The organism is Radiobacillus deserti (assembly GCF_007301515.1).
GTDB classification, from domain to species: domain Bacteria; phylum Bacillota; class Bacilli; order Bacillales; family Amphibacillaceae; genus Radiobacillus; species Radiobacillus deserti.
In genome coordinates this window covers 655,046-678,217 of sequence record NZ_CP041666.1, presented here as the reverse complement: position 1 = coordinate 678,217, position 23,172 = coordinate 655,046, and the positions used below count along the sequence as shown (strand labels likewise).

General features: G+C 39.1%; 23 protein-coding genes and 1 pseudogene. 6 read left to right on the top strand and 18 right to left on the bottom strand.

What is annotated here, in order from left to right:
• Positions 1 to 18 precede the first annotated feature (18 nt).
• From FN924_RS03575 to FN924_RS03560, 4 genes are all read right to left on the bottom strand, one after another.
• Complete coding sequence (locus FN924_RS03575; RefSeq protein WP_143892101.1) at positions 19 to 723, bottom strand: hypothetical protein; 705 nt, start codon at positions 721 to 723, stop codon at positions 19 to 21.
• Complete coding sequence (locus tag FN924_RS03570; RefSeq protein WP_143892100.1) at positions 720 to 1,586, bottom strand: ABC transporter ATP-binding protein; 867 nt, start codon at positions 1,584 to 1,586, stop codon at positions 720 to 722. The genes FN924_RS03575 and FN924_RS03570 overlap by 4 nt, the downstream gene beginning before the upstream one ends.
• Entirely contained in the window at positions 1,576 to 1,953 is a 378-nt protein-coding gene (locus tag FN924_RS03565; RefSeq protein ID WP_143892099.1) for a GntR family transcriptional regulator, read from the bottom strand. The genes FN924_RS03570 and FN924_RS03565 overlap by 11 nt, the downstream gene beginning before the upstream one ends.
• A gap of 124 nt (positions 1,954 to 2,077) precedes the next feature.
• Positions 2,078 to 3,001, bottom strand: coding sequence for a ComEC/Rec2 family competence protein (locus tag FN924_RS03560; protein WP_143892098.1), 924 nt, complete (start codon positions 2,999 to 3,001; stop codon positions 2,078 to 2,080).
• Between the two features lie 130 nt (positions 3,002 to 3,131).
• Between FN924_RS03560 and FN924_RS03555 the strand changes: the two genes are divergently transcribed.
• A complete protein-coding gene (locus tag FN924_RS03555; RefSeq protein ID WP_143892097.1) occupies positions 3,132 to 3,446 on the top strand; it encodes a hypothetical protein in 315 nt (104 codons plus the stop codon).
• Between the two features lie 119 nt (positions 3,447 to 3,565).
• Positions 3,566 to 4,114, top strand: a complete 549-nt coding sequence (locus tag FN924_RS03550; protein ID WP_143892096.1) for a GNAT family N-acetyltransferase — start codon at positions 3,566 to 3,568, stop codon at positions 4,112 to 4,114.
• 62 nt (positions 4,115 to 4,176) lie between these two features.
• Here the strand turns inward: FN924_RS03550 and FN924_RS03545 are convergent, their stop codons facing one another.
• The 4 genes from FN924_RS03545 to FN924_RS18795 all read right to left on the bottom strand — a co-directional run bounded on the left by FN924_RS03545 (position 4,177) and on the right by FN924_RS18795 (position 9,688).
• Complete coding sequence (locus FN924_RS03545) at positions 4,177 to 6,312, bottom strand: ATP-dependent Clp protease ATP-binding subunit (protein ID WP_143892095.1); 2,136 nt, start codon at positions 6,310 to 6,312, stop codon at positions 4,177 to 4,179.
• 341 nt (positions 6,313 to 6,653) lie between these two features.
• Entirely contained in the window at positions 6,654 to 8,231 is a 1,578-nt protein-coding gene (gene mbcS / locus FN924_RS03540; RefSeq protein ID WP_143892094.1) for an acyl-CoA synthetase MbcS, read from the bottom strand.
• Between the two features lie 301 nt (positions 8,232 to 8,532).
• Positions 8,533 to 9,318 (bottom strand): delta-lactam-biosynthetic de-N-acetylase, encoded by a 786-nt coding sequence (pdaA, locus tag FN924_RS03535; protein ID WP_143892093.1) that lies wholly within the window; start codon positions 9,316 to 9,318, stop codon positions 8,533 to 8,535.
• Between the two features lie 217 nt (positions 9,319 to 9,535).
• Entirely contained in the window at positions 9,536 to 9,688 is a 153-nt protein-coding gene (locus FN924_RS18795; protein WP_158633923.1) for an SE1561 family protein, read from the bottom strand.
• A 120-nt stretch (positions 9,689 to 9,808) separates the two neighbouring features.
• Here FN924_RS18795 and FN924_RS03530 point away from each other — a divergent pair, with 120 nt between their 5' ends.
• Positions 9,809 to 10,651 carry a mechanosensitive ion channel family protein gene (locus FN924_RS03530; protein WP_143892092.1) on the top strand — a complete coding sequence of 281 codons (843 nt, stop codon included), beginning with the start codon at positions 9,809 to 9,811 and terminating at the stop codon, positions 10,649 to 10,651.
• Between the two features lie 25 nt (positions 10,652 to 10,676).
• On the opposite strand, the pseudogene FN924_RS03525 reads toward FN924_RS03530, so the two are convergent.
• A pseudogene (locus FN924_RS03525) lies at positions 10,677 to 11,478 on the bottom strand (YfkD family protein).
• Between the two features lie 152 nt (positions 11,479 to 11,630).
• On the opposite strand from FN924_RS03525, the gene FN924_RS03520 reads away from it, so the two are divergent.
• On the top strand, positions 11,631 to 12,806 hold the full coding sequence (locus FN924_RS03520; protein WP_143892091.1) for an MFS transporter: 1,176 nt from the start codon (positions 11,631 to 11,633) through the stop codon (positions 12,804 to 12,806).
• A gap of 42 nt (positions 12,807 to 12,848) precedes the next feature.
• Here the strand turns inward: FN924_RS03520 and FN924_RS03515 are convergent, their stop codons facing one another.
• Together FN924_RS03515 and FN924_RS03510 are read right to left on the bottom strand one after the other, a co-directional pair.
• Positions 12,849 to 13,529, bottom strand: coding sequence for an amino acid ABC transporter permease (locus FN924_RS03515; RefSeq protein ID WP_228409551.1), 681 nt, complete (start codon positions 13,527 to 13,529; stop codon positions 12,849 to 12,851).
• Positions 13,530 to 13,539: 10 nt separating this feature from the next.
• Positions 13,540 to 14,412 (bottom strand): transporter substrate-binding domain-containing protein, encoded by an 873-nt coding sequence (locus FN924_RS03510; RefSeq protein WP_143892089.1) that lies wholly within the window; start codon positions 14,410 to 14,412, stop codon positions 13,540 to 13,542.
• Between the two features lie 257 nt (positions 14,413 to 14,669).
• Between FN924_RS03510 and FN924_RS03505 the strand changes: the two genes are divergently transcribed.
• Positions 14,670 to 16,592 carry a heavy metal translocating P-type ATPase gene (locus FN924_RS03505; protein ID WP_143892088.1) on the top strand — a complete coding sequence of 641 codons (1,923 nt, stop codon included), beginning with the start codon at positions 14,670 to 14,672 and terminating at the stop codon, positions 16,590 to 16,592.
• Positions 16,593 to 16,808: 216 nt separating this feature from the next.
• On the opposite strand, the gene FN924_RS03500 is transcribed toward FN924_RS03505, so the two are convergent.
• The 3 genes from FN924_RS03500 to FN924_RS03490 are packed head-to-tail and all read right to left on the bottom strand — an operon-like array spanning position 16,809 to position 18,435.
• A complete protein-coding gene (locus FN924_RS03500) occupies positions 16,809 to 17,642 on the bottom strand; it encodes a YihY/virulence factor BrkB family protein (RefSeq protein ID WP_143892087.1) in 834 nt (277 codons plus the stop codon).
• Between the two features lie 18 nt (positions 17,643 to 17,660).
• The gene (locus FN924_RS03495; RefSeq protein WP_143892086.1) at positions 17,661 to 17,957 is read right to left on the bottom strand and encodes a YtxH domain-containing protein; all 297 of its coding nucleotides are present in this window, start codon (positions 17,955 to 17,957) and stop codon (positions 17,661 to 17,663) included.
• A gap of 1 nt (position 17,958) precedes the next feature.
• The gene (locus FN924_RS03490) at positions 17,959 to 18,435 is read right to left on the bottom strand and encodes a low molecular weight protein-tyrosine-phosphatase (protein ID WP_143892085.1); all 477 of its coding nucleotides are present in this window, start codon (positions 18,433 to 18,435) and stop codon (positions 17,959 to 17,961) included.
• Between the two features lie 152 nt (positions 18,436 to 18,587).
• On the opposite strand from FN924_RS03490, the gene FN924_RS03485 reads away from it, so the two are divergent.
• On the top strand, positions 18,588 to 19,955 hold the full coding sequence (locus tag FN924_RS03485) for an alanine/glycine:cation symporter family protein (RefSeq protein WP_228409550.1): 1,368 nt from the start codon (positions 18,588 to 18,590) through the stop codon (positions 19,953 to 19,955).
• 218 nt (positions 19,956 to 20,173) lie between these two features.
• Here the strand turns inward: FN924_RS03485 and FN924_RS03480 are convergent, their stop codons facing one another.
• The 4 genes from FN924_RS03480 to FN924_RS03465 are packed head-to-tail and all read right to left on the bottom strand — an operon-like array spanning position 20,174 to position 23,161.
• On the bottom strand, positions 20,174 to 21,091 hold the full coding sequence (locus tag FN924_RS03480) for a hypothetical protein (RefSeq protein WP_143892084.1): 918 nt from the start codon (positions 21,089 to 21,091) through the stop codon (positions 20,174 to 20,176).
• The gene (locus FN924_RS03475; protein ID WP_143892083.1) at positions 21,088 to 22,158 is read right to left on the bottom strand and encodes a DUF6677 family protein; all 1,071 of its coding nucleotides are present in this window, start codon (positions 22,156 to 22,158) and stop codon (positions 21,088 to 21,090) included. The genes FN924_RS03480 and FN924_RS03475 overlap by 4 nt, the downstream gene beginning before the upstream one ends.
• The gene (locus tag FN924_RS03470) at positions 22,158 to 22,592 is read right to left on the bottom strand and encodes a zf-HC2 domain-containing protein (protein WP_143892082.1); all 435 of its coding nucleotides are present in this window, start codon (positions 22,590 to 22,592) and stop codon (positions 22,158 to 22,160) included. Before FN924_RS03470 ends, FN924_RS03475 begins: the two co-directional genes overlap by 1 nt.
• Positions 22,580 to 23,161: an RNA polymerase sigma factor gene (locus FN924_RS03465; protein WP_228409549.1), complete on the bottom strand. Its 582-nt coding sequence runs from the start codon at positions 23,159 to 23,161 to the stop codon at positions 22,580 to 22,582. The genes FN924_RS03470 and FN924_RS03465 overlap by 13 nt, the downstream gene beginning before the upstream one ends.
• Positions 23,162 to 23,172: the final 11 nt, after the last annotated feature.

Genomic DNA, 23,172 nt, shown 5'->3' with positions numbered 1-23,172 from the left:
AGCAGGGACCTTCTCCTTCTACGAGTGCTGTGAAGCCACTGATATTCTTCTTAACATGAACCATGATATGCCATAAAGTAAGAGACCAAATCCAAACAAAATAATGTAATGGCCAATCTCAGATTGCGTAATGACAGCTTTTGCGATGTCCATAAATTCTCCGCTTGCAATCATAACAATATTTATAACAACGAATACCCCTAGTGTAGAAAAGCCACCAACAATGCCAAATCTATAAAAAATAAGTCCTAGTATAAACAAGGATGCTACCAAGAAAAAGTTTAAAAAGAGATCTACCGCAAACCGTGAGAACCAATTACTTTCTTCTCCCATGAGTGCAGTTGGATGAATAATCCCGAAGTTATCCATCGTAAAGATATTCATCACTATCTTACTAATGGAGTGCAGCCCATTCGTTATAAATGAAACTGCGATGGAGTAGCCCATGGTGAACATCCCAATGGAAAGAAAATAGCTACGTCTTGTACCTCCCATCTTTATTGTAAACGGAAGACTTTCTTTCACAATTTTAAATCCCGTAATTCCAGAAAACACATAAACCGGAATAGAAATGGTCAAGTACAATTCCCAACCACCTGGCATCATTCCCGCTATGCAAAAAGAGAAAATAATGATACTAGATAGAATCGTCCAAAAAATAAGAAACTGCTTTCTCATATCCGTAACATAAAAGTATAACATTGCTTTTAACTGATTACTCATTTTACCCCCTCCTCTTTTCGGGATGTTAAATGGATCATCAACTCTTGTATGGATACTCCATCTTTGACTAGTGGGGCTTCTACTTGTGCATCTAAATGATCGTCCAGCACTATAGCAGTTGACATGCCCGCTAATGATTTCTGATCCAATACTTGTTTTCCACTCACATAGCGTTCAACCTCAGCTGATGGACCGGTAACCGAATAACAACGTTCACGTAAGGAATCTGTTTCTTCCTGCACCTTCACACTCCCATCTTCAAAAATGAGAACCTCTTCAAACAAAGAACTGACTTCATCAATTAAGTGCGTGGAAAAGATAATCGTCCGCTTCTCCCGTTCATATTCTTCGACTAACAATTCATAAAATCGGGATCTCGCTGCCGCATCCAAGCCAATGTATGGTTCATCAAACATTGTAATTGGAGCTTTGCTGGCAAGACCGACAATGATTCCAAGTGCCGATTCCATTCCTTTCGATAATGTCTTTACTCGCATTCCTTTTGTTAATTGGAATTCCTTTAATAACCTCTCTGCCAAATCATGATCCCAATTTGGATAGAATAAAGAAGAAATGACAAGGACATTTTTTATACTCAAATCTTTTTTGAAATTCTGGCCTTCTCGAATAAAGCAAATCGCCTCTGTTAGTTTTCTGTTTTCAAATGGGGTTTCTCCATCAATTAAGATTTCCCCTTCATTCGGTAAAATAAGTCCGGAAAGCAATTGCATAAAGGTTGTCTTCCCTGCTCCATTTCTTCCTAGCAACCCGTATATTTTCGGCTCATCCATTACAAAACTTACTTGGTTTAAAGCTACCTTCTCCTTGTAGCGCTTCGTAAGCTGTTTGACTTCAATCTTCATTACGTTCCCCTCCTTTTTGAATCATGTCCAATAGTTCTTGTTCCGTAATGTCTAATTTTTTCGCTTCCTCTCTTAACGGAATCACAAAGCTGTTAAAAAATGAGTCTTTACGTTTCTGCAATAGAATAGATCTGGCTTCCTCTGTTACGAACATACCAACACCCCTTCTTTTTACTAAGATTCCCTCATCTACTAACTCATTTACCCCTTTTGCTGCTGTAGCTGGATTTATCTTAAAGAAGCTTGCAAATTCGTTTGTGGATGGTACTCGTTCTCCTGCTTGAATGGATTGACCAATGATGGAATCCTCAATATGCTCCTTGATTTGGTGATAGATCGGTCGATTATCATCTAGCGAATGCTTCACCTAAACCTCACCACCTTATTTGGTTAATTACTTGTGTAACTAACTATATTACCAAAGAAGTTAACTGTCAATCTTTTTTGCGTACTTTTTCCAAAAAGAAAAACTGAGCGATTTGCTCAGCATTCTAGGAAGTAGCTTTATATTCAACTCGTTCTTTTCCATTGATTTCAATGTGATAGCCTTGTCCTCTTGTAGAAATGATAATGTTCCCAGCTTTTGCTGTCGAATAAATTGTGGCTCTAACTTGATGTAAGTTATCAATCACAGTATCTACAGGATGCCCAAATGGGTTGTCCCGACCATAAGAGAGGATGGCAATCTCCGGAGTAATATGCCGTAAAAATTCAACAGAGCTAGCTGTATCTGATCCATGATGTGCCACTTTTAATATTTCAATATCTGTCGGGAGCTTATTTAATAACTTCCATTCTTGTTTCGTCTCCACGTCTCCCATTAATAAAAAATCGGTATCCCTATATTGAAGTAAAATGACAATCGATGATTCATTATTGGTCCGAAATTCTTGATACGTATTTAATATTTGAACACTCACGTCTCTTCCTAAGTCAATATTTGTTTCTTTCGTTGCTATAGCAACTGGAAGCTTTTTATCATGAATCACATCCATGTATTCATGGTACGTATCGGTATAATATAATTTTCCGCTGTCGATTACTTTCTTTACATGTACTTTCTTTAACACATCTACTAACCCACCGATATGATCAAAATCTGGATGAGTAGATATGACGAGATCCAAGCTAGAGATATGTTGATTCTTTAAGTATTGGACTACTGTTTCACCTGCTGAAGGCCTTCCCCCATCGATTAGCACCTTTTTCCCATTAGGTGCTTCAATGAGCATACTGTCCCCTTGTCCGACATCCAAAAAATGAACCTTAAGCTCACCCATTTGTTGAACGACGGATGCTGCAACTTCTTGTTGGTATTCTTCTGGAGAAGCTTGCATCGCAGTGACAGGTTTATGGGGGATGAAAAGAAGAACAATAGAAAGCAGAAAAATGGAAAGCTTGCTCTTTTTGCTCATATAAGATCCCCTTTCAAATTCTGTTTGCTAGCAATAAGTTAGTTTCTCCAATATAAGTTTGAATATGAATCCAACATACATTATGGTAATATAGGTCTTGAAAAGCAAAAAATGGAAATGAGGGATTAGTATGATAGGCTTACTTAACCTTTTCAGTCTAATACTTGGACTAATTGCTTGGATATTACCTTTAGTCACTCTTTTTCGAGACAAAAAGCAACATGATAAGAATTGGGTTGTTCTTTCGATTTCAAGTGTTAGCGCCTGTGCAATTTCACTGAGTTTACAAATATTCTATAGCTATCACCTCGTTCAGATAGAGGATTGGTCAGCGCTCATGGATACAGCAGGAGCCGTTGCGTTTGTTTCTGCAACGCTGGTTATTGTGACGATCATATTAAATGCAATAAACCTTGTAATGAACCGTGGTAGAACGGTGCATTAAAGCTGTCTCAATTGTACGAGAACATTGAATTGATATTACAATTCCATTATTTCCTTATGCCTGATGTAGCAGTATAATAGTGTCCTGGTTTTATGTATAAATGAATGGAGTGTCTCACGATGATCCGCACAAAAGATGTTACTGTAAATGGATGTACTTATATCATTAGGCACGCTCTCCTAGACGATGCAAAGTTTTTGTCTGAACTAAGACTACAAATCGATGGTGAAACGGAAAACTTGGATCGGGAAAAAGGAGAAGATTTTCTTAGCGAAGCTGATTTTACAAAAATGATAAAAAATGATACGGAAAGTCCTCACAGCTTATTTTTAGTTGCCGAAGTAGATGCTAAACTCGTTGGGTTTATAAGAGCTGTCGGAAATGATTTGAAAAGAACAAAGCATCTAGTGGAATTTGGAATTGGTGTTTTAAAGGACTACTGGGGATATCGTATAGGCAGAAACCTTCTTACGGAACTAATTAAATGGGCTGACTCACATGGTATAAGAAAAATCTCTCTTCACGTTCTTGAAACAAATGTAATAGCAAAATCACTTTACGAAAAACTAGGGTTTGAGGTAGAAGGTACATTAAAAGAGGATAAACTCCTTTCAGACGGCCATTACTATAATACGATTGTGATGGGACGGATTAATAAGTATAATTAGATTCCTTCCCGTAAAAAAAGAGCAATGAATTTGGATTGCAAATTCATTGCTCTTTCATGTCATTAAAGACTGTTCGTAACTACAATTTCACCATTTTCAAATGAGACTGTAATATTTTTTACTTCGTCTTCTTCTAGGACAAGATCCGTGATAGCGTCTTCGACTTTTTCTTGGATAACACGTCGTAATGGGCGCGCACCGAATCTAGGATCATATCCTTTATCCGCAAGATGCTTTCTTGCGTCTTCACTTACCGTAATTATCATACCTTCATCCTCTAAGTTTGTTGCAAGCTCTTGGATCATGAGATCCACAATTTGAAGAAGATCCTCTTGTTTCAACTCACGGAACGGAATGATCGCATCAAAACGGTTTAAGAATTCTGGCTTAAAGTATCCACTAAGAGTTTCTAGTGTAGATACTGCCTCATTATCGTCTTTTTCAAAGCCAACCGTAATTGGCTTATATCCAGTGCCTGCGTTACTAGTCATGATGATCACTGTTTCTTTAAAGCTCACTCTTCTACCATGACTATCGGTTAGGTGTCCGTCCTCCATGATTTGTAGGAACATATTCTGAACATCTGGATGTGCTTTTTCAATCTCATCGAGCAGGATTAAGCTGTACGGATTACGTCTGATTTTTTCCGTTAGCTGACCCGCTTCTTCATGCCCTACATAACCTGGCGGTGATCCGATAATCTTAGACACGGAGTGTTTCTCCATGTACTCACTCATATCTAGGCGGATTAGGGAATCCTTCGTACCGAAGAGCTCCTCCGCTAACACTTTTGTAAGCTCGGTTTTTCCGACACCAGTTGGACCTACAAACAAGAAGGTACCAATTGGACGGTGTTTAGACTTCAACCCTGCTCGGCTCCGTCTGATTGCTTTGGCAACCTTTTGGACTGCCGTTTCTTGTCCGATTACTTTTTGAGCAAGATTGGCTCCGATATGCTTCATTTTTTCCTGCTCATCCGCATGAATCTTACGCACTGGAATACCCGTTTTTTCTTCAATAATTAGCTGAATGTCCTCCAATGTGACTTCCGCTCTTGGACTATCTGTCGCTTCTTTCATCTTCTTTTCTAACATAATTTCTTGGTGTCGCAAATTAGCTGCTTCTTCATAGTTTTCTTGTTCTGCAGCTGCTTCCTTCGCTTTCGAAATTTCATCTAACTGTTGCTCTAAAATTGTAATATCCTGCTCCGCATTCTCTAGGTTCAGCTTCGAACCAGCTTCATCCATCAGGTCAATCGCTTTATCTGGTAAGAAACGATCCTGGATATAACGCTTGGAAAGCGTAACGGCTGCTTTAAGCGCTTCTTCGTTATAGCTTACTTGGTGATACTGCTCATATTTATCTTTCAACCCATGTAATATTTGAATAGCTTCCTCTACTGTTGGTTCTTTTACCATAATAGGTTGGAAGCGTCGTTCTAGCGCTGCATCTTTTTCAATTTTTCGGTACTCCGCAAGTGTCGTTGCACCAATCAATTGTAGTTCTCCTCTTGCTAGGGCAGGTTTTAAGATGTTTCCTGCATCCATTTGTGAGCTTTCTGCCGTTCCAGCTCCCACTAACAAATGAATCTCATCCACAAACAAAATCACATTTTTACGACGTTGTAGCTCAGAGATTAGTTTTTTCATTCGTTCTTCAAACTGTCCACGAATACCTGTATTTGCAACAAGAGAAGCTACATCAAGCAAGTACACTTCCTTGTTTTTTAGCTTAACAGGGACATCGCCGTCGATAATTTTCATGGCTAAGCCTTCTGCAATTGCTGTTTTCCCTACACCTGGTTCACCAATAAGGACAGGGTTGTTTTTGTTGCGACGATTTAACGTCTCAATGACACGTTTCACTTCGTTTTGACGGCCGATCACCGGGTCAATCAAACCTGCTTTCGCTGCACTTGTCAGGTTACGACCAAGCTCGTCCAACAAGCCCCCACCTTGGCTTCCTTTTTGTTGCTGAGTACCTTGCTGTTGCTGGTTCGCTTGAAAACCGGCGTTGCCAAAGAAGTTTTGGAATGGATCAGAAGAGTTAGATCCAAATGCTCCTGTGGGATTTTTACTATATTGTTCTTTTAATTGATTTAAGCATGTATCACAAAGATGTACGTTTTGATATTGATTATTAAAACGAAGGGTTACATTAATATTGGCTTCACGAACACCACAATTTTGACATTGCATATTCGCATCCTCCTTCTAATTATAAAAGTTAAGATTGATCAAATTTGACTTTGACTATATTTGACCTTTGATTACATTATAGTTTGACTTTCTTTGACTTTCAAGTGTTTTGCTTTCATTTTTTATCAAAAACAAAGAGGCTACCCAACCTTTGTTGGATAGCCTAATAGATATCATATGGACGTGCAAATATTCAGCTTGGACTGACGACAGGAACTGGAATAAGTATGATAAGAAGGGTTATTAATAGAACCCATAGCCATTCTTTCATTTTCATTCCCTCTTCCCCCTGTCCCCTTTTCCACACATCTTACCATAGAAACAGACAAACTGCATATTTTTTATAACTGAATATATTCTCTTTCACGCAATTCCACACGACGAATCTTTCCTGAAGATGTTTTTGGCAGCTCCGTAATGAATTCAACTTTTCTTGGATACTTGTAAGGTGCTGTCGAAGATTTCACATAATCTTGTAGCTCCTTTACTAGCTCGTCGCTCGCCTGATTCGCATCCTTCAACACAATAAAGGCTTTTACTACATTTCCTCGGACTTCATCCGGGCTAGCCACTACCGCGCATTCTTTAACAGCTGGATGTTTTACTAAAGCATCCTCCACCTCAAACGGTCCTATTGTGTAACCAGAGCTGACAATGATATCATCACTTCTGCCTTCAAACCAGAAATAACCTTCTTCATCCATTCTAGCTTGGTCACCAGTTACATAGTAGCTTCCACGCTGGGATTTCGCTGTTCGTTCTAAATCCTTGTAGTACTCTTTAAATAAAGCAGGTGTATCTAATGGAATAGCGATATCTCCCACTTCTCCGACTGCTACAGGATTCCCATCCTCGTTGATGAGTTGAACATTGTTTCCAGGTGTCGGTTTCCCCATCGAACCTGGTTTTACTGCCATATCCTTCATTACTCCAAGCAGGAGCGTGTTTTCCGTCTGACCGTATCCATCTCGAACTGTTACATTAAAGTATCTTCTGAACGTCTCGATTACCTCTCTGTTCAGGGGTTCTCCAGCTGATACTGCACTATGCAAGGCTGGTAAGGAATACGTATGCAAATCATCTACTTTTGCCATCAAGCGATATTCCGTAGGGGTACAACAAAGCACATTGATTTGGAAGTCTTCCATTAAACCAAGATAGACGTTCGGATCAAAACGACCATTATAGACAAAGCCAGTTGAACCAGAGCCTAACACCGACAAGAACGGACTCCATACCCATTTCTGCCAGCCTGGTGCGGCCGTTGCCCATACTACGTCGCCTTCATTTATTCCTAGCCAGTTCTTCGATGCGGTTTTTAAATGTGCGTATCCCCAGCCATGTGTATGGACTACCCCTTTTGGATTTCCGGTTGTACCTGATGTATAAGGAAGAAACGCAATATCCTCACGTGAAGTTTCCACTATTTCAAATTGGTTGGATGCCGCTTCTGCTAATTCGTCTAAATAGTGCCATTCTGGTACGGAATTCCCGACAGAGAACTTAACTAAGGTTTCATATTCATCTAATTCTTGATATTGAGTTACATACGGATAAAGACTAACGACTCCTTGAACTTCACCATGTGTAACACGATATTGTAAATCCTTTGTTCGAAGCATCTCGGAGCTAGGAATTATGATGATTCCTGATTTTAAAGCGGCTAAATATATTTGATAGGAAGCGATATACCTTGGCATCATCACCAAGATTTTATCTCCTTTTTTCAATCCTTTTTCCAGGAAGACATTGGCGATTTGGTTAGCCCCCTGAATTAATTGTTGGTAGGTAATGGTTTCGTTGTTTCCTTGATCGTCCGTCCAGATAATGGCTTTTCTTTCTGGAAACTTATTTGCATAAAACTCCATTTCCATCGCAATATTGTACTGTTCCGGTGCGATTAATTCTTCTTTCCTCACAATTTCACCTCATTTAGTAGTTAGTACTAATTTCTAGTCATTATATCAGATATAAATTAAGGAAAGAAAGAGATTCGACTTAACTTGTCAGAAAAATCTAAAATAACATGGGGTTAAACCGTTCATTTTCCAAGAATGGAAAACTAAAATAGTGATCGAATTGACGGACTTCGGCAGAATACTCCACGGGACTTCTTAATGAGGATAAAAAAAACCGAACCTTTATTCGGTATTTAGAAAGCATCACGAATAAAAGTTCAGTTATGATTACTAGTACTAAACTTTAGTCCCAGTCCTTGCTTTATAACGCAAATAGTGGTTTTGGTACAAGATTTTTCATTAATAAATAATCTAAGCTTTTAAATGTATAGCCTTGCTTTCGGAGTTCATCAATCATGTGTTCTAAGGCATCTGCATTATCCTTTGATACAGTATGCAGTAATATAATTGCACCTGGGTGAATTTGTTTCCTTACTTGATCATAGGCCTTTTCCCAGCCACCTTGAGCATTTGTGTTCCAATCAACAAAAGCGATAGACCAAAACATATTCAGATATCCTAATTCATTGGCCCATTTTAACGTCTGGGTATTAAACGTTCCTCTTGGTGGACGAAGATACTTCATCGAATCTTGCTTAGTTACTTTGGCAACGGCTTTTTCTAGACTATCTAATTCTTTTTTCATTTTATCTTTACTAATGGTCGTAAAGTCTGGATGATGGTAAGAATGGTTTCCAATGATATGTCCCTCATTCACCATTCGTTTAACAAGCTTTTTTTCACTATCCACGTAGTGCCCGGTCACAAAAAAAGTAGCAGGGACACCTTTCTCTTTTAATACATCGAGAATCTGCCCTGTATATCCTTTCTCATATCCATTATCAAACGTTAAATAGACCACCTTTTCACCTGAAGGATCAATATAATACCCTTTCCCTTGGAGCATCTGTGCGTACTTGCCTACTTCCGGCGGTTGATGATTATCACCTTTTCTAAATCCCCAGCCGTAAGAATCAGCATGTGCAGAGATAGGTAATAGACACATAAACAAACTAAGCATTAACATTATACACGTCTTTTTTTTCATCCTAAAATCCCCTTACCTCATTTTTTCTTATTTTTTGATAAGCGAATGAATTTATGCAGACTATAATTAGGATGGATAAGCAAAAAAAAGCAATCGGCAATGTTCACCGATTGTTTTCTAGACCTTTATATCATTGCGACCAGAATATATATCTTTCGCGGAGGGGAAAATCTGTTTATTTCAATATATGCAGGAGAGGGTTGTCTCATAACATCAACTACTTCAATTTATCCTCCATTTTGCTTATAATGTGTAACAACTGATCCACATCATCTAAAGAGGCTTCATCCGGATTCATCGCGTCTAGCTTCTCTAAAAATCGAGAAAGATAGGATTTCAATTCGGTTACTTTATCTTCGGTTTGATTCATGCTATCGCTCCTTTTCCATAGTCTATCCTATGGCAAATTTATTGGATTGTAAAGATAAATCACGCTCCATGCAGGAAACCCAAAGTCGGTTTCATCTTACAGGAAATTAGGAGGTACCTAATGTTGGACTTTTTTGATCACCCTTTTTTCAAAAACAATATTACACAAATTGCAATTGGGATAATCATTACATTTATCCTCGTCCTTATCTTAAGAAGAATAATCCACTCTTTTTTTAAACGAACAGATTTTATTTCAGAGAAAAAAGAACAAACGATTGAATCGATGATAAATTCTATTGTTCAATATGTGGCAACGTTTGGTCTTATCGTGTACATTCTTTCTGTTTTTGATGTAGAGGTTGGAAAAATTTTAGCAGGGGCTGGTGTGCTAGGGATTGTCATCGGTTTTGGCGCCCAGAATCTTGTTAAAGACTGGCTTGCTGGAATCTTTCTTCTTTACGAAAAACAACTGCAGCAAGGGGACTGGATTAAAGTAAATAATCTATATGCTGGCATTGTAGAAGACATCGGTCTTCGCTCTATAAAGATTCGACAATGGTCTGGCGAATTGCTTATCATGAGCAACGGACAAATTCAAACTGTCCAGAATTATAATTTCGATAAGATGCGTGTCATTGAACAAGTAACGGTAAGCTTTTATGAAGACCCTAAACGGATTTTCTCTATATTAGAGGCTGCATGTGAGCGACTAAATCAAGAGCTACATGAGTTTCTAAAAAAGGATTTGACAGGTAACCCTATTGAACCTTTTCAGGTGTATGGGATGACTTCGTTAAATGATCAGTATCGCGGCTATCAATACGCTGTGATTGGATTGTGTGATGATCTCGTTTATTGGACCGCAGCGAAAGAAACCCGCCGTATTTTAGCTGAAACAATGTATGATGAAAAGGTGCGAATGGCGGAACAACACATTCAACACAGAACAGAAGAAACGTGAGCCCAACAGGACTCACGTTTTTGAACTATTTTAAGTTAAAGGAAAAAGATAAATGATCTTGAATTGGGATCCACGCGCCAATTCCTTGCTTCGTTACATTTTTAACAACGATTTTCCTTATCTGAGCCTTTTAGTTTTAGATAAACTTCACCAAATGTAACCTTCCCTTTTTCGCTTACCGCCGGAGCGTAAGCATCTAGCTTCCCAATTTTTTTCATTGGTACGGAATAGGAATTTTCTTTTTTCGTATCCTTCCCTACAACGGTATGAAAAGATAACGGCAATTCAATATTTTTCTTAGCATCCAAGATCATCATTCGTTTAATTTGGTCTGGTTTATCAATCTTAGCCGTCAAACCACCTTTGACGTGCTTCTCTTCTTGTTGATTATAGCTCATCGTTTCTTGTTTCTTTCCACCAAGGTTATTTAATTCATTTGTGTTCACCTTCTGATATTCCCAGTTAATATTAGATTCTGTTGATTCATAGCTTAACGGCCAATGGCCTAAGTACACCATTCCACGATATCCAAATGCGATTGGAGATGGATCCAATGATGTCTCGTTTAACATTTTGATTAAGTCTGGATTTTCAATTTTCACTTCTGAACCTTCCACAAGTTCTTTTACAAGGTCACTTGCTTCTAGCGTAACCTCATCCTTTGTGGAGTTTGGATACGTATTTTCTTTTGAAATATTTAAAACATGACTCGGAAGCTCATTCTTAGCGTTGTCTTCTTTGGGCTTTTCTTCTTTAGCTCCAACTGAAAAAGGAACTAAAACAGTGCACAATAACGCGATAATAGCAATCGTAAATTTCTGTTTCATGCGTCCCAATCCTTTCATTATTTATTTTCCCTTATTATTTTCGTCACGTTTTTATGTTATGCAGGCTATTTCTTCCTTCTGGCATATCCATTGACCTTTTTCACGGAACGTATTAAATTGTAACTACTTGTGTGGTTACGGGAGGAACGTGTATGGAGATAAAAAGTGTTCGTTTTTGGATACTGATCAGCTTAGTGACAATATCCGGATTTTCACAAGGAATGTTATTACCTTTATTGGCCATTATTTTAGAACAAAACGGTGTTTCATCCTCTGTCAATGGATTACATGCTACTGGTTTATACATAGGCGTACTTATAGCTTCTCCTTTTATGGAAAAACCAATGCAAAAATTAGGCTATAAACCAATTATTCTTATTGGTGGTGCTTTAGTCATTGTATCTCTTGCTATTTTTCCTTTATGGCAAGCCCTCTGGTTTTGGTTTATTTTACGTATTCTAATTGGGATTGGAGATCATATGCTTCACTTCGGTACGCAAACTTGGATTACTACGTCTTCCTCGGCAGAGAAAAGAGGTAGGAACATTTCTTTTTACGGTCTATTCTTTAGCCTTGGGTTTGCAATTGGACCAACGACAACCCAATTATTAAAGATTCATGAGAGCCTACCTTTTATCTTGTCGTCTCTATTATGCTTATCTGTATGGATACTCATGTGGTTTGTTCGAAATGAATGGACGAAGGAAGAAGCAGTGGAAACAACAGGGACCAAAACATCCTTAGGGCGCTTCTGGAAAACGTGGAAGCTTGCCTGGGTATCTCTACTACCACCTTTTGCTTACGGAGTTTTAGAATCAACGCTTAATGGTATTTTTCCTATATACGGATTGCGGCTCGGTCATGATGTAAGCATGCTTTCCATTATCCTGCCATGCTTCGCAGCCGCCAGCATGATTACTCAAATCCCACTAGGAATAGTAAGCGATAAGATTGGGCGAAGAAAATTATTACTTTTCGTTATTGGTGGCGGGATCCTTACGTTTTATATTACTGCACTTGTCGAACATTCCGCAATTGGCTTATTGGTTTCCTTTTCAGTGGCTGGTATGTTAGTTGGATCTGTGTATTCGTTAGGTATTTCCTATATGACGGACATTTTACCGAAGACTTTATTACCAGCTGGGAATATCATGTGTGGAATTGCGTTTAGCATCGGGAGCATTTCAGGGCCATACTTAGGTGGCTTATATATAGACGTGTTGCCGAATTCATCCTTTTTCTATGTCATCATGGCTCTATTACTTGTCGTATTTGTTGCCATCGCAGGGAAGAAAACAGAGAAGCCTGCTATGGTAAACGCTCTTTAACTGAAAAAAGCTCCTTCCGTTTTACAGGAAGGAGCTTTTCTATTATACATAGCGACTAAATCGCTTCTCCAAACGTTCTTGAAACATAGCAATAATCGAACAAACCGGCCAATAAATAAGTGCAACGAGCACCATCATCGTCATCTGGTCAAAGGTCCGTCCTCCGACGATTTGCGCTTTCTGGAAAAGCTCCGGGACGGTGATTACCGCTGCAAGGGATGTCGCTTTTACAATATCCAAAAACACATTTGTTAGTGGAGGAATCGCAATTCTTGTTGCTTGCGGTAAAATAATGGACGTTAACGTGGACCAATATTTGAACCCTAATGCGCGAGCAGATTCCCATTGACCATTAGGTACACTGTTTAATGCCGCACGATTTATTTCTGCAATATAAGCTGCACTATTTAACCCAAAGCCGAGTGTGGCCGCCGTAAAGCCGGACAATTCAATTCCGACGTAGGGTAAACCTACATATAAGATAAATAAAAAAACAAGTATCGGTGTCCCACGCATAAATGAAATATACACTCTTGCTGGCCACCTAAAAAAGAAATAACGAGAATTCCTTCCTAAAGCAAGGAATAGGCCTAATGCAAGACCTATCCCCATCGAAAGAAAAGAGATAGCCAATGTTAAAGGAAGCCCTGTTAACAGAAACGGAAGGCTTTCCCAAGCTAGTTTCACATCAAAAAATCCACCAAATGTTAAATTCTCGAACATCATCCATCACCTAAAGATCTAGGCCTTCGATTACAGTGATTTCCTCTTCTGGCTCTTTAGATGCGTCTTTCCCACCAAAAAACTCCTTAGATAGTTTTGTTAACGTGCCGTCTTCTCTCATTTCTTGAAGCACTCCATCAATTTTTTCTTTTAACGTTGTTGCCTCTTTAGGCATCACAATCGCTTGGTCTGTTGGGTGAAACTTAAGATCTGGATGCAAGACTATGTCAAACTCTGGCATTGCCTGTAACGCTAAGCTTTGCAAGTAATAGTCATTAATAATAAGATCTGTTCTTCCATTATCTACATCACGTAAGTAAACATCGTTCGTCGCATTTCCATACGTCACGACTTCTGCACCAAAGTGCTCTGCGATTTGACTAAATACAGTAGTTGCTCCACCACCAGCTTTTTTCCCTTTTAAATCTTCTAGCGTTTCAATACCGGACAAGTCCTCCGCTCGTACAATCATGGTAGAATAGGAGTACTTGTATGGCTCACTAAATAAAAATTTCTTTTGTCTTTCTTCCGTAACTTCCATATCATTAATAACCATATCTACCCGACCGCTGTTAACGGCCGCAAGCATGCCATCCACACCGATTGTTTCATATTTAATATCTAAGTCTAGACGTTTTCCAATTTCATTCATAATCTCTACATCGTATCCAGTCAATACATCTGATCCTTCTGGATAGTAAGATGCCGGGAATAATGTGCCAGAGGTTGCGACAACCAATTCTCCAGCCTTTTCTATTTCACTCCACTTACTATCTGTTGCTTCTGTATTTTCTCCGGAGCTTTTTTCCCCATCTTCAGAAGCTCCACATGCCGCTAAAAAGAAAAGACCTGCCAACAAAATCCAAACGAAACCTTTTTTCACTTTTTCTAACCCCACCTATCTTTTTATTGTTATATATATAATTCTCCATAAGAATATAACAGCTAATCATTATTAATTCAACATTTTCGCATCCTGTTTCTAAAACTATTTTACTCTGTTTCACTAAAGCGTGATTAAATTATAATAATTCTAATCTATTGACTTATTATTAATAACTGGTATTATCAGTTTATAAAGTTATTTATAATTATTCTAAATAAGAATGGGTATTATTCTCAAATAGAGGAGGAATTAATATGAGTTTACCACCATCCCTTTCCAATAGAAGAAATCATCCTGAGTGGATAAAACCGTCTTTTAATCTAGGGCCCAAGTTAAAAAAACATGGGGAGTTGATTGCTGCACTTCTTAGTGGATTTTTCGTTTTATTGGCTTGGTCCAATGAGGAAACCATTTCAGAATATAGCTGGGTTGTCCTACATTTAGCTGCATTCCTCATTGGAGGGTATGCGAAAGCGAAAGAAGGAATTCAAGAGACATTGGAACACAAGACGTTAAATGTTGAAATGTTAATGGTACTCGCCGCAATAGGTGCCGCATGTATCGGTTACTGGACAGAAGGCGCTATTCTTATTTTCATTTTTGCCTTATCTGGTGCACTTGAGACCTATACGATGAACAAAAACGAAAAAGAGCTTTCTAAATTACTCGCCTTACAACCAGAGGAAGCTTTACGATTAACCGATGGCACCGAGGAAATGGTTCCTGTTTCCGCTCTAAAAAAAGGAGATATAGTTTTAGTAAAACCGGGTGAACGGATGCCAATTGACGGCATCGTTTTGCAAGGAGAAACAGACGTAGATGAAAGTGCGCTTACCGGGGAAGCCATTCCTGTACCGAAAGCAATTGGAAGCACTGTTTTCGCTGGTACTGTGAATGGTTCAGCAAGCATTAAAGTAGAAATGACAAAACCAGCAAGTGAATCTTTATTTCAAAAGATTATCAACATGGTGCAATCTGCACAAGATCACAAATCGCCTTCCCAACAAATGATTGAACGCTTTGAAAGCCTTTATGTATATATTGTTTTAGCAACTGTTGCACTTATGATGTTCGTCCCACATTTTGTTTTAGGATGGAGCTGGTCCGAAACGATTTACCGAGCTATGGTGCTACTTGTGGTAGCCTCTCCATGTGCAGTTGTCGCTTCCATTATGCCGGCAACCCTCTCTGCCATTTCCAGAGGAGCTAAACAAGGAATTTTATTCAAGGGTGGTGTGTTTGCAGAACAGCTTGCTAATATTGAAACAATTGTTTTCGATAAGACCGGAACGTTAACAAACGGAAAACCGATTGTGACTGATTTCATTTTTACAAAAGAAGATCCTATTGTATATGCGACAATAGAAGCAATTGAACGTCAATCTAACCACCCGCTTGCTAAAGCTATTGTAAAAGCTACACAAGAAAAGCATTCATGTAACCTACCAAATGTAAATTCTGTTCAAGACTTTAGCGGGAAAGGCATACAAGCGGTTGTAGAGGAAGAGTCTTGGAAGATTGGAAATGCAAAGCTGCTAGGAGAGCAAGCCATTCAATCCTTTGAAAATGGTGTAGTAAGCCGTTTAGCAAAAGAAGGAAAAACGGTTGTAGCTGTTAGTCGAAATAATGAAATTATCGGTCTATTCGCTTTACAGGATACCATTAGATCTCAAGCGGTTGATGCGATTCAAACGTTAAAAAAACACGGAATACGTACCGTCATGTTAACAGGAGATCAACCGGAAACAGCTAAAGCAATTGCACAACAGGCAGGTATCGAAGAGTATGTCGCATCCTGCCTTCCCGATGATAAAGTAAATTATATTAAAACCTATCAACACGAACGGCTAGCGATGGTAGGAGATGGCATAAACGATGCTCCCGCGTTGGCAACAGCCCATGTAGGAATTGCAATGGGAGAAGGCTCGGACGTTGCTTTAGAAACAGCAGATGTAGTCCTTATGAAGAATGACTTAACTAAGATTGCCCATGCTATTGATTTGTCTCAAAAAATGAATCAAATCATTAAGCAAAACTTATTTTTCTCAACCGCCGTCATCTTATTATTGATTGCGAGTAATTTTGCCCAATGGATTGACTTACCGTTTGGCGTGATTGGACACGAAGGTAGTACGATTCTAGTTATATTGAATGGGTTGAGGTTGTTATCTAAATAGAAAAATTATGGAATGCACCCCGTTATTGCTGGGGTGTATGTTCGTTCAAATTGGGTTAAGAGACTATGCGCGGTTGGTAATACCTGGTTGCGATAGGTCAGAATGGCTCGTCAACAGACTAGGATTAGATCGATAACTCGTGTGACATCTCACTATCTAATCCGCATACTTAACCTAATTCAAAAACGAGAGCACGATACAACATTGTGCTCTCGTTTAAGCTTTATCTTGTTTTTTATGTCTCATTTCACGAAGCAACGCATTTATTTCTCCGCCTGTAATAATGATGATCCCGGAAAGATAAAACCAAATCATTAATACAATGACCCCTCCCAGACTGCCATACGTTGCTGTGTAATTCCCAATAGAACCAACGTAATAAGAAAACGCTAAGGAAACTAATTGCCAAGCTAGCGTCGCAAAAACAGTGCCGACAGCCGCATTTTTCATCCTTATCCGTTTGTTCGGTGCTAGCTTATAAAGGGCAAGCAACACGATGATAATGACAACAGAGGATACCCCCCATCGGAGTGCTTCCCATATTTGTAGAAATCCTGCTGATAATCCGAATATAGAAAATACGTAAACTCCAATCGCTCGGCCGAAGATCGGTAAGAGAAAAGCCACGACAATGACAACAATCATAAAAATGGTTAGTACAATAGCGATGAGTCGAGACACGATAAAAGATCGGTCTTCCTCCAGGTTATACGCTTTATTAAAAGCACGAATAATCGCATTAATTCCATTGGAGGCAGACCATAGAGTACCGATAATACCAATTGATAATAAACCACCACTCCGATGCTCCACTAGTTCGCTTAAATTAGTCTCAATCATATGTACTATTTCTGGTGGAGCATAATCTGAAATCAAATGGAGAATATCAAGTTGATTAAAAGGTAAATACCCAATTAATGTGAACAAGAATAATAAAAACGGGAATAATGAAAGCAAGAAAAAATAGGCGAGCTGGGCAGCCAACCCAAACACATCATCTTCTATAAGTCTTTTTATTAAGCTGCGTATAAATGATGTTATATTGCGCAAACCTCTCCTCCTCTCTCGTTACGAGTTATCAGAACGGTTACTGATGTTATTTACTTTTTCCAAAAAGTCTTCCACATCTTTAAGTATGTCAACCGAATTGTCCGTCCATACAGATGCTTTTTGCATGATATTAGAGTAAAAGGCTTGGACATCTTGCAATGCTTCCGTAGGATGGTTTTTATAGTACTTACTAGTATTTATCATGGCTTTCACATGGTTTGATACTTCTTTTCTAGTGTCGCGATCCAATAGAGACAGAGCACCACCTACAGCTGCTCCTATGAATATTCCTTTCATTAATTTACTTCTTCCCATACTATCCCTCTTTTCTTATCTCCTGCTTAATTTGTTCTAGAAATGTGCGACAACCTTCCTTAATAAGTTCATACGTGTAGTCAAAATCCCCAGTAAAGTATGGATCTGGCACGCTCATCACAGACTCATCCGCTACATAGTCCGTTAATTTCCTGACAATGACCCCCTGCATATTAGGAATCATCTCGTTTAAATCGTGAATGTTTTGGTCGTCCATCGCGATGATGTAATGAAAATCATCCTTATCCTGCTTCTTAATTTGACGAGCTACAATCCCATCAAAAGATATTTGGTTCTTTTTCAATATGTTTTGCGTCCCACGATGAGGAGGATTACCTTCATGCCAATCCCCTATTCCTGCCGAGTCGACAATTATATTCTGCTCCAAACCTTCCTCTTTTATCATGTGACGAAAGACTGCTTCTGCCATCGGTGATCGACATATATTCCCCAAGCATAAAAATAATACGTTTATCATAGCAATACCCCTCCTTATCTTACTGAAAACAATTATACATTATTCCTTTCTCCTATAAGCATAAAACCCTATTTTCACAAACTAGACTTGACTTTTTGTAATAGTTTTCGGAAAATTCTAATTGTACGGACTATTATAAAAGGGGGAGTTTGATGGAACATTTTATGGCGTTTATTGATAAGATTAGCGGGTATGTCTGGGGACCACCTTTACTTATTCTTCTCGTCGGAACTGGGATATACTTAACACTTCGGTTAGGATTTCTACAGATTCGTAGTCTTCCCTATGCATTAAAATTAGCATTTAGTCCAGGGAAACAAGATAAAAAATCACAAGGGGACATTAGTCATTACCAAGCATTGACTACCGCAATGGCAGCTACAATCGGAACTGGTAATATTGCTGGTGTAGCAACAGCTGTTGTTGTAGGTGGACCAGGGGCTGTATTTTGGATGTGGCTTACTGCACTAGTTGGAATGGCAACCAAATATGCGGAAGCAGTATTAGCCGTAAAATACCGCGTGACCAACAGTCGTGGCGAGATGTCTGGTGGACCGATGTATTATTTAGAAAAAGGCTTAAACGCTAAATGGCTCGGGGTATTGTTTGCAATCTTCGGTGCTTTTGCGGCTTTCGGTATCGGGAATATGGTGCAATCCAATACGGTTTCCGATGTATTAGAATCATCTTTCAGTATTCCAACTTGGATAACAGGTGTCACACTTGCTGTGTTAGCAGGAATTGTAATCTTAGGGGGAGTTAAAAGTATTGGACGCGTCACTTCGTTTTTCGTTCCAATCATGGCCATTTTCTACATTCTAGGCGGACTTATCATCATATTTCTTAATTTTGATTTAGTGCCAGCTGCTTTTAGTACTATTTTTACAGACGCCTTTACTGGTAATGCAGTTGCTGGTGGCTTGCTTGGTACGGCGATTCGTTATGGGGTAGCACGTGGAGTGTTCTCCAACGAAGCTGGTCTTGGTTCTGCACCTATTGCTGCTGCAGCGGCTAAAACAGATTATCCAGCACGTCAAGCCCTTGTCTCTATGACACAAGTCTTTATTGATACAATTCTCGTATGTACGATTACTGGCCTTACAATTGTTATGGCAGACATGTACGCTGGCGGCTTAGATGGAGCAGCTTTAACAACCGAATCCTTCTCCTTATTCCTAGGTGATGCTGGGATGTATATTGTAACGCTAGGAACTATTTTCTTCGCATTCTCTACCATTGTAGGCTGGTCCTACTATGGAGAAAAGTGCTTTAGCTACCTATTTAGTGATCGTACGATTTCTTACTATCGTGCGGTATTCGTTATTTTCGTGTTAGTAGGAGCTGTCGCAAGTCTTGATGCGGTTTGGGGAATTGCAGATATTATGAACGGACTAATGGCATTCCCTAACTTAATAGGGCTGCTCGGTTTATCTGGTGTTGTGGCAGCCGAAACGAAGCGCTTCTTTAAAGTAGCAAGTGAAGAAAGAGCGCAAGAACGGGCTCAAAGCAATGCGAGTTAATAAAGAGTGAATAGGTGACAAAACTAAACTTATTGCTTTAGAACCGATCAGGTTTTATGCAACGCTACGGCAGAATACAACCGCTTTTCGCAGCGTCGGACTGACAATCAACAAATAAGCAGGAGAAAACAATCCGAACCTTTATTCGAATCTTTTGAAAGAAACACGAATAAAGGTTCGGATTTTGTTAGCGTATTATACTTTTTCCTACACTCTTTCTATTCTTTTACTATTAAACGTTCTGTTTGGACAATTGAGATTTCCGTTGATGTTTTATCGACATTCTTTTGTAAGGACAAGACATCAGATGGTCGTCCCCATTCTTCGTTCGGTGGGACTTCTGCATTCTTGTCCCAATCCACTGATGTAAGCTCTTCTAAATCAGAAGCAAAGGCTACCAATGAAGCTTTCGGTTCTTCCCACCCACTCGCTATGACTTGTTGTGCAGATTCAATATACCAATCTCCTTGAACTACATTCACAGGAATATGTACCTGATTCACATAGGATCGCACTTCCACTCCCAGTATGACAGGGACGGAAACCGTAACCTGATACCTCGACCAGCCGTCATCTATCCATTCTTGTTCCGGCGCCTTCAGCACTTGCACATACAGTGTATCTCCAGACTTCGAAATACTCACATAGTCTTCTTTTTTTATTGGATCATCCATCGTTGTCGACTCATAGGTTCCAAAAATATCTAGCTGATCAGAATTATTTCCCTCAACCGTCACATCATCTCCCTCATCCGATTTTATGACGACTTGCTTAATGTCCTTTCCTACAACTTCTTCAACCTTAGGAAGTGCAGTTTGACTTTCCTTCGCTTGAACTAGCTGCGTGAATTGCTTTAGCAAACCAGAAGAAGATAAAACAAATAAACAGATAGCCATTACACCTAGCACAGAAATAAACAAAATCGATAATATATCATACTTCACAATCGGCTGTTCCTTTTTCGAAAGCACTAAGTAAGCAATAATTTCAAGCCCTAGAATCACCATGATAATTGGCAGCCATGCTAGTGAAATAACGGACATATTCCAATCGTTTAAAGTTGTTAAAAACAATACAATACCGAGACCAATTAAGGCCACACCCATTGAGGTTGTACCTACACGCCATTGTCTCATTTTGCCGCATCTCCCTTTTTAGAACCCATAATCAGCTTTATCCCGCCGGCTATGAGTAGAATACAAACTACAATTCCTTGAAAATAATTGTGATAGTAATAGGCTAAGTCCACCTCTAGCACAGCAGAAACCTCATATAACAAGGTTGGAACTAGGATAGAATCGAACAAATAGAACGCTCCTAAAAATAACAAAGCAATTCCAATCCATTTTTGATGGTTCACAAAATAATCAACGACAGGGGCATCCTCTACAATTCCCGCTTCCACCTTATTGGCTTGCTGTAAACAATCAAAAAAGCTAAAAAACCAAATAATCGGAATTAAGAAAAGGAAAATGGATAAACGCAACACGTCTAATACGTAAATCGCCATTAAGAATGCAATCATCAATTGAATGCCCCGTTTTTGAAGACCTAAATACATATGTCCAGCACCAGGAAAAATTGCGAGTACAGTAGCCAGCATACGACTCTTTTTCCCTTGTTCTCGAAGATGATTAAAATCATCTAGAACGGTTCTATCCTCCACTTTCTCTCCGTTCTCTATCTTTGTTAGATGCTGGATGGCATCAAACAAGCTATAAATCCAAATAATTGGAAGTGCCAACAGAAATACCATGAACCCTCCCTGATTAGTCACTACAGAAACGAAAAGCACCATAGTTCCAATTCCGAAAAAGCCGACTAAAAACGTAAGTCCTCGCTGGTTTAAACCTATATTAAAATGCCCTGCCCCTGGAATAAAAGAGAGCAATATCGTGTAAAAACGTCGACTATCCTGTTTCGTTTTCTCCTGAAGCCTCTCACTTTCTACTGTTGCGGGGATGGAAGGACGATACATTAAGGTAACGATCATATCCAAAACATTAATTCCCCATATAAATAAAGGAATCAATAATAGCGGTTCAGCTCCGTAGTAATCGATAGTCATGAATAACAAAGCGAATGAAAACGATCCTAGAAACAAAAGTAAATAAAGGAGCCCTTTCATTTTTTTGCCTAAATATAAATGTCCCGCTCCCGGTATAACACTACATAACATTGCGAATAGCGGTGATTTTTTCATTACTTTCTTCCCTCCTCTAGCCATCTATCTACAAATCCACTTGTTTGCTCCATTATCTTTTGTGTGAACGGTGTATCTTTCTCGATCTTTGGTCCATCCGTTATGCTTAAAGCATTTTGAAATACGCCGGACATAAACAAGATAAGGGTTAAGGATGCTGCTACGATATAGTGAACGAATGTTTTATTTTTCGTATTGGAATTTACGGTTGGATTTTTCGGAACCATTGAGTATAAACTTTCGATGGATGCTACTGTTTTGTCGGTAAAGCTTTCACTAATTACGTAATCAGGGGTGCTAAACTCTATGTTTTCTAAATACGTGTTCATGCAAGATTCACAGCTATATAGATGCTGTTCGATTGTTTCATGTTCTTCCTCTGATAAGGAGTCTGCTATATATGCCAAAACCCTTTCTTTGTTTAGGTGTTCCATAAAAAATCCTCCTCCTTCCAATTATCCTTCATCCACTTTCTTGCTCGATATAATCTCATCTTTACCGTTGTTTCCTCAATACTTAGCTTTTTAGAAATCTCCTGATAGGAGAGGTCTTCTATGTAGTAATACCAAACTGTGAGCCTAAGTGTTTCTGGCATTTCGCCAATTGCTGTTCGAACCCTTTTGCGTAAAGACTCGTGTATGACTTTGTCTTCCGTACTGTCTATGGTCGGAAGTGCATATTCCTTATCAAAATAGGTGAGATCTTCTTTTGCCCTTTGCTTCTTCCGTTTATAGTCAATGGCTTTATGAAGCGCAATTTTGCCTAACCACGTCTTGAAGCCCTGATGTTGATAGCTAGGGAGAGAATTCATCATCTTGATAAACGTTTCTTGTGCCACATCCTCCGCTTCCTGCGGGTCTCGCAACACACTGTATGTGATATTAAAAACATGCTGCTTGTATGTTTCGATAAGGACACGCAGTGCCTGTTGATTACCAGCTAATATTTTCTTGATAAGTCGTTCCTCATGAATCGTTCTCTCCCTCCTTCCCGATGCATCCAAAGTATAGACGA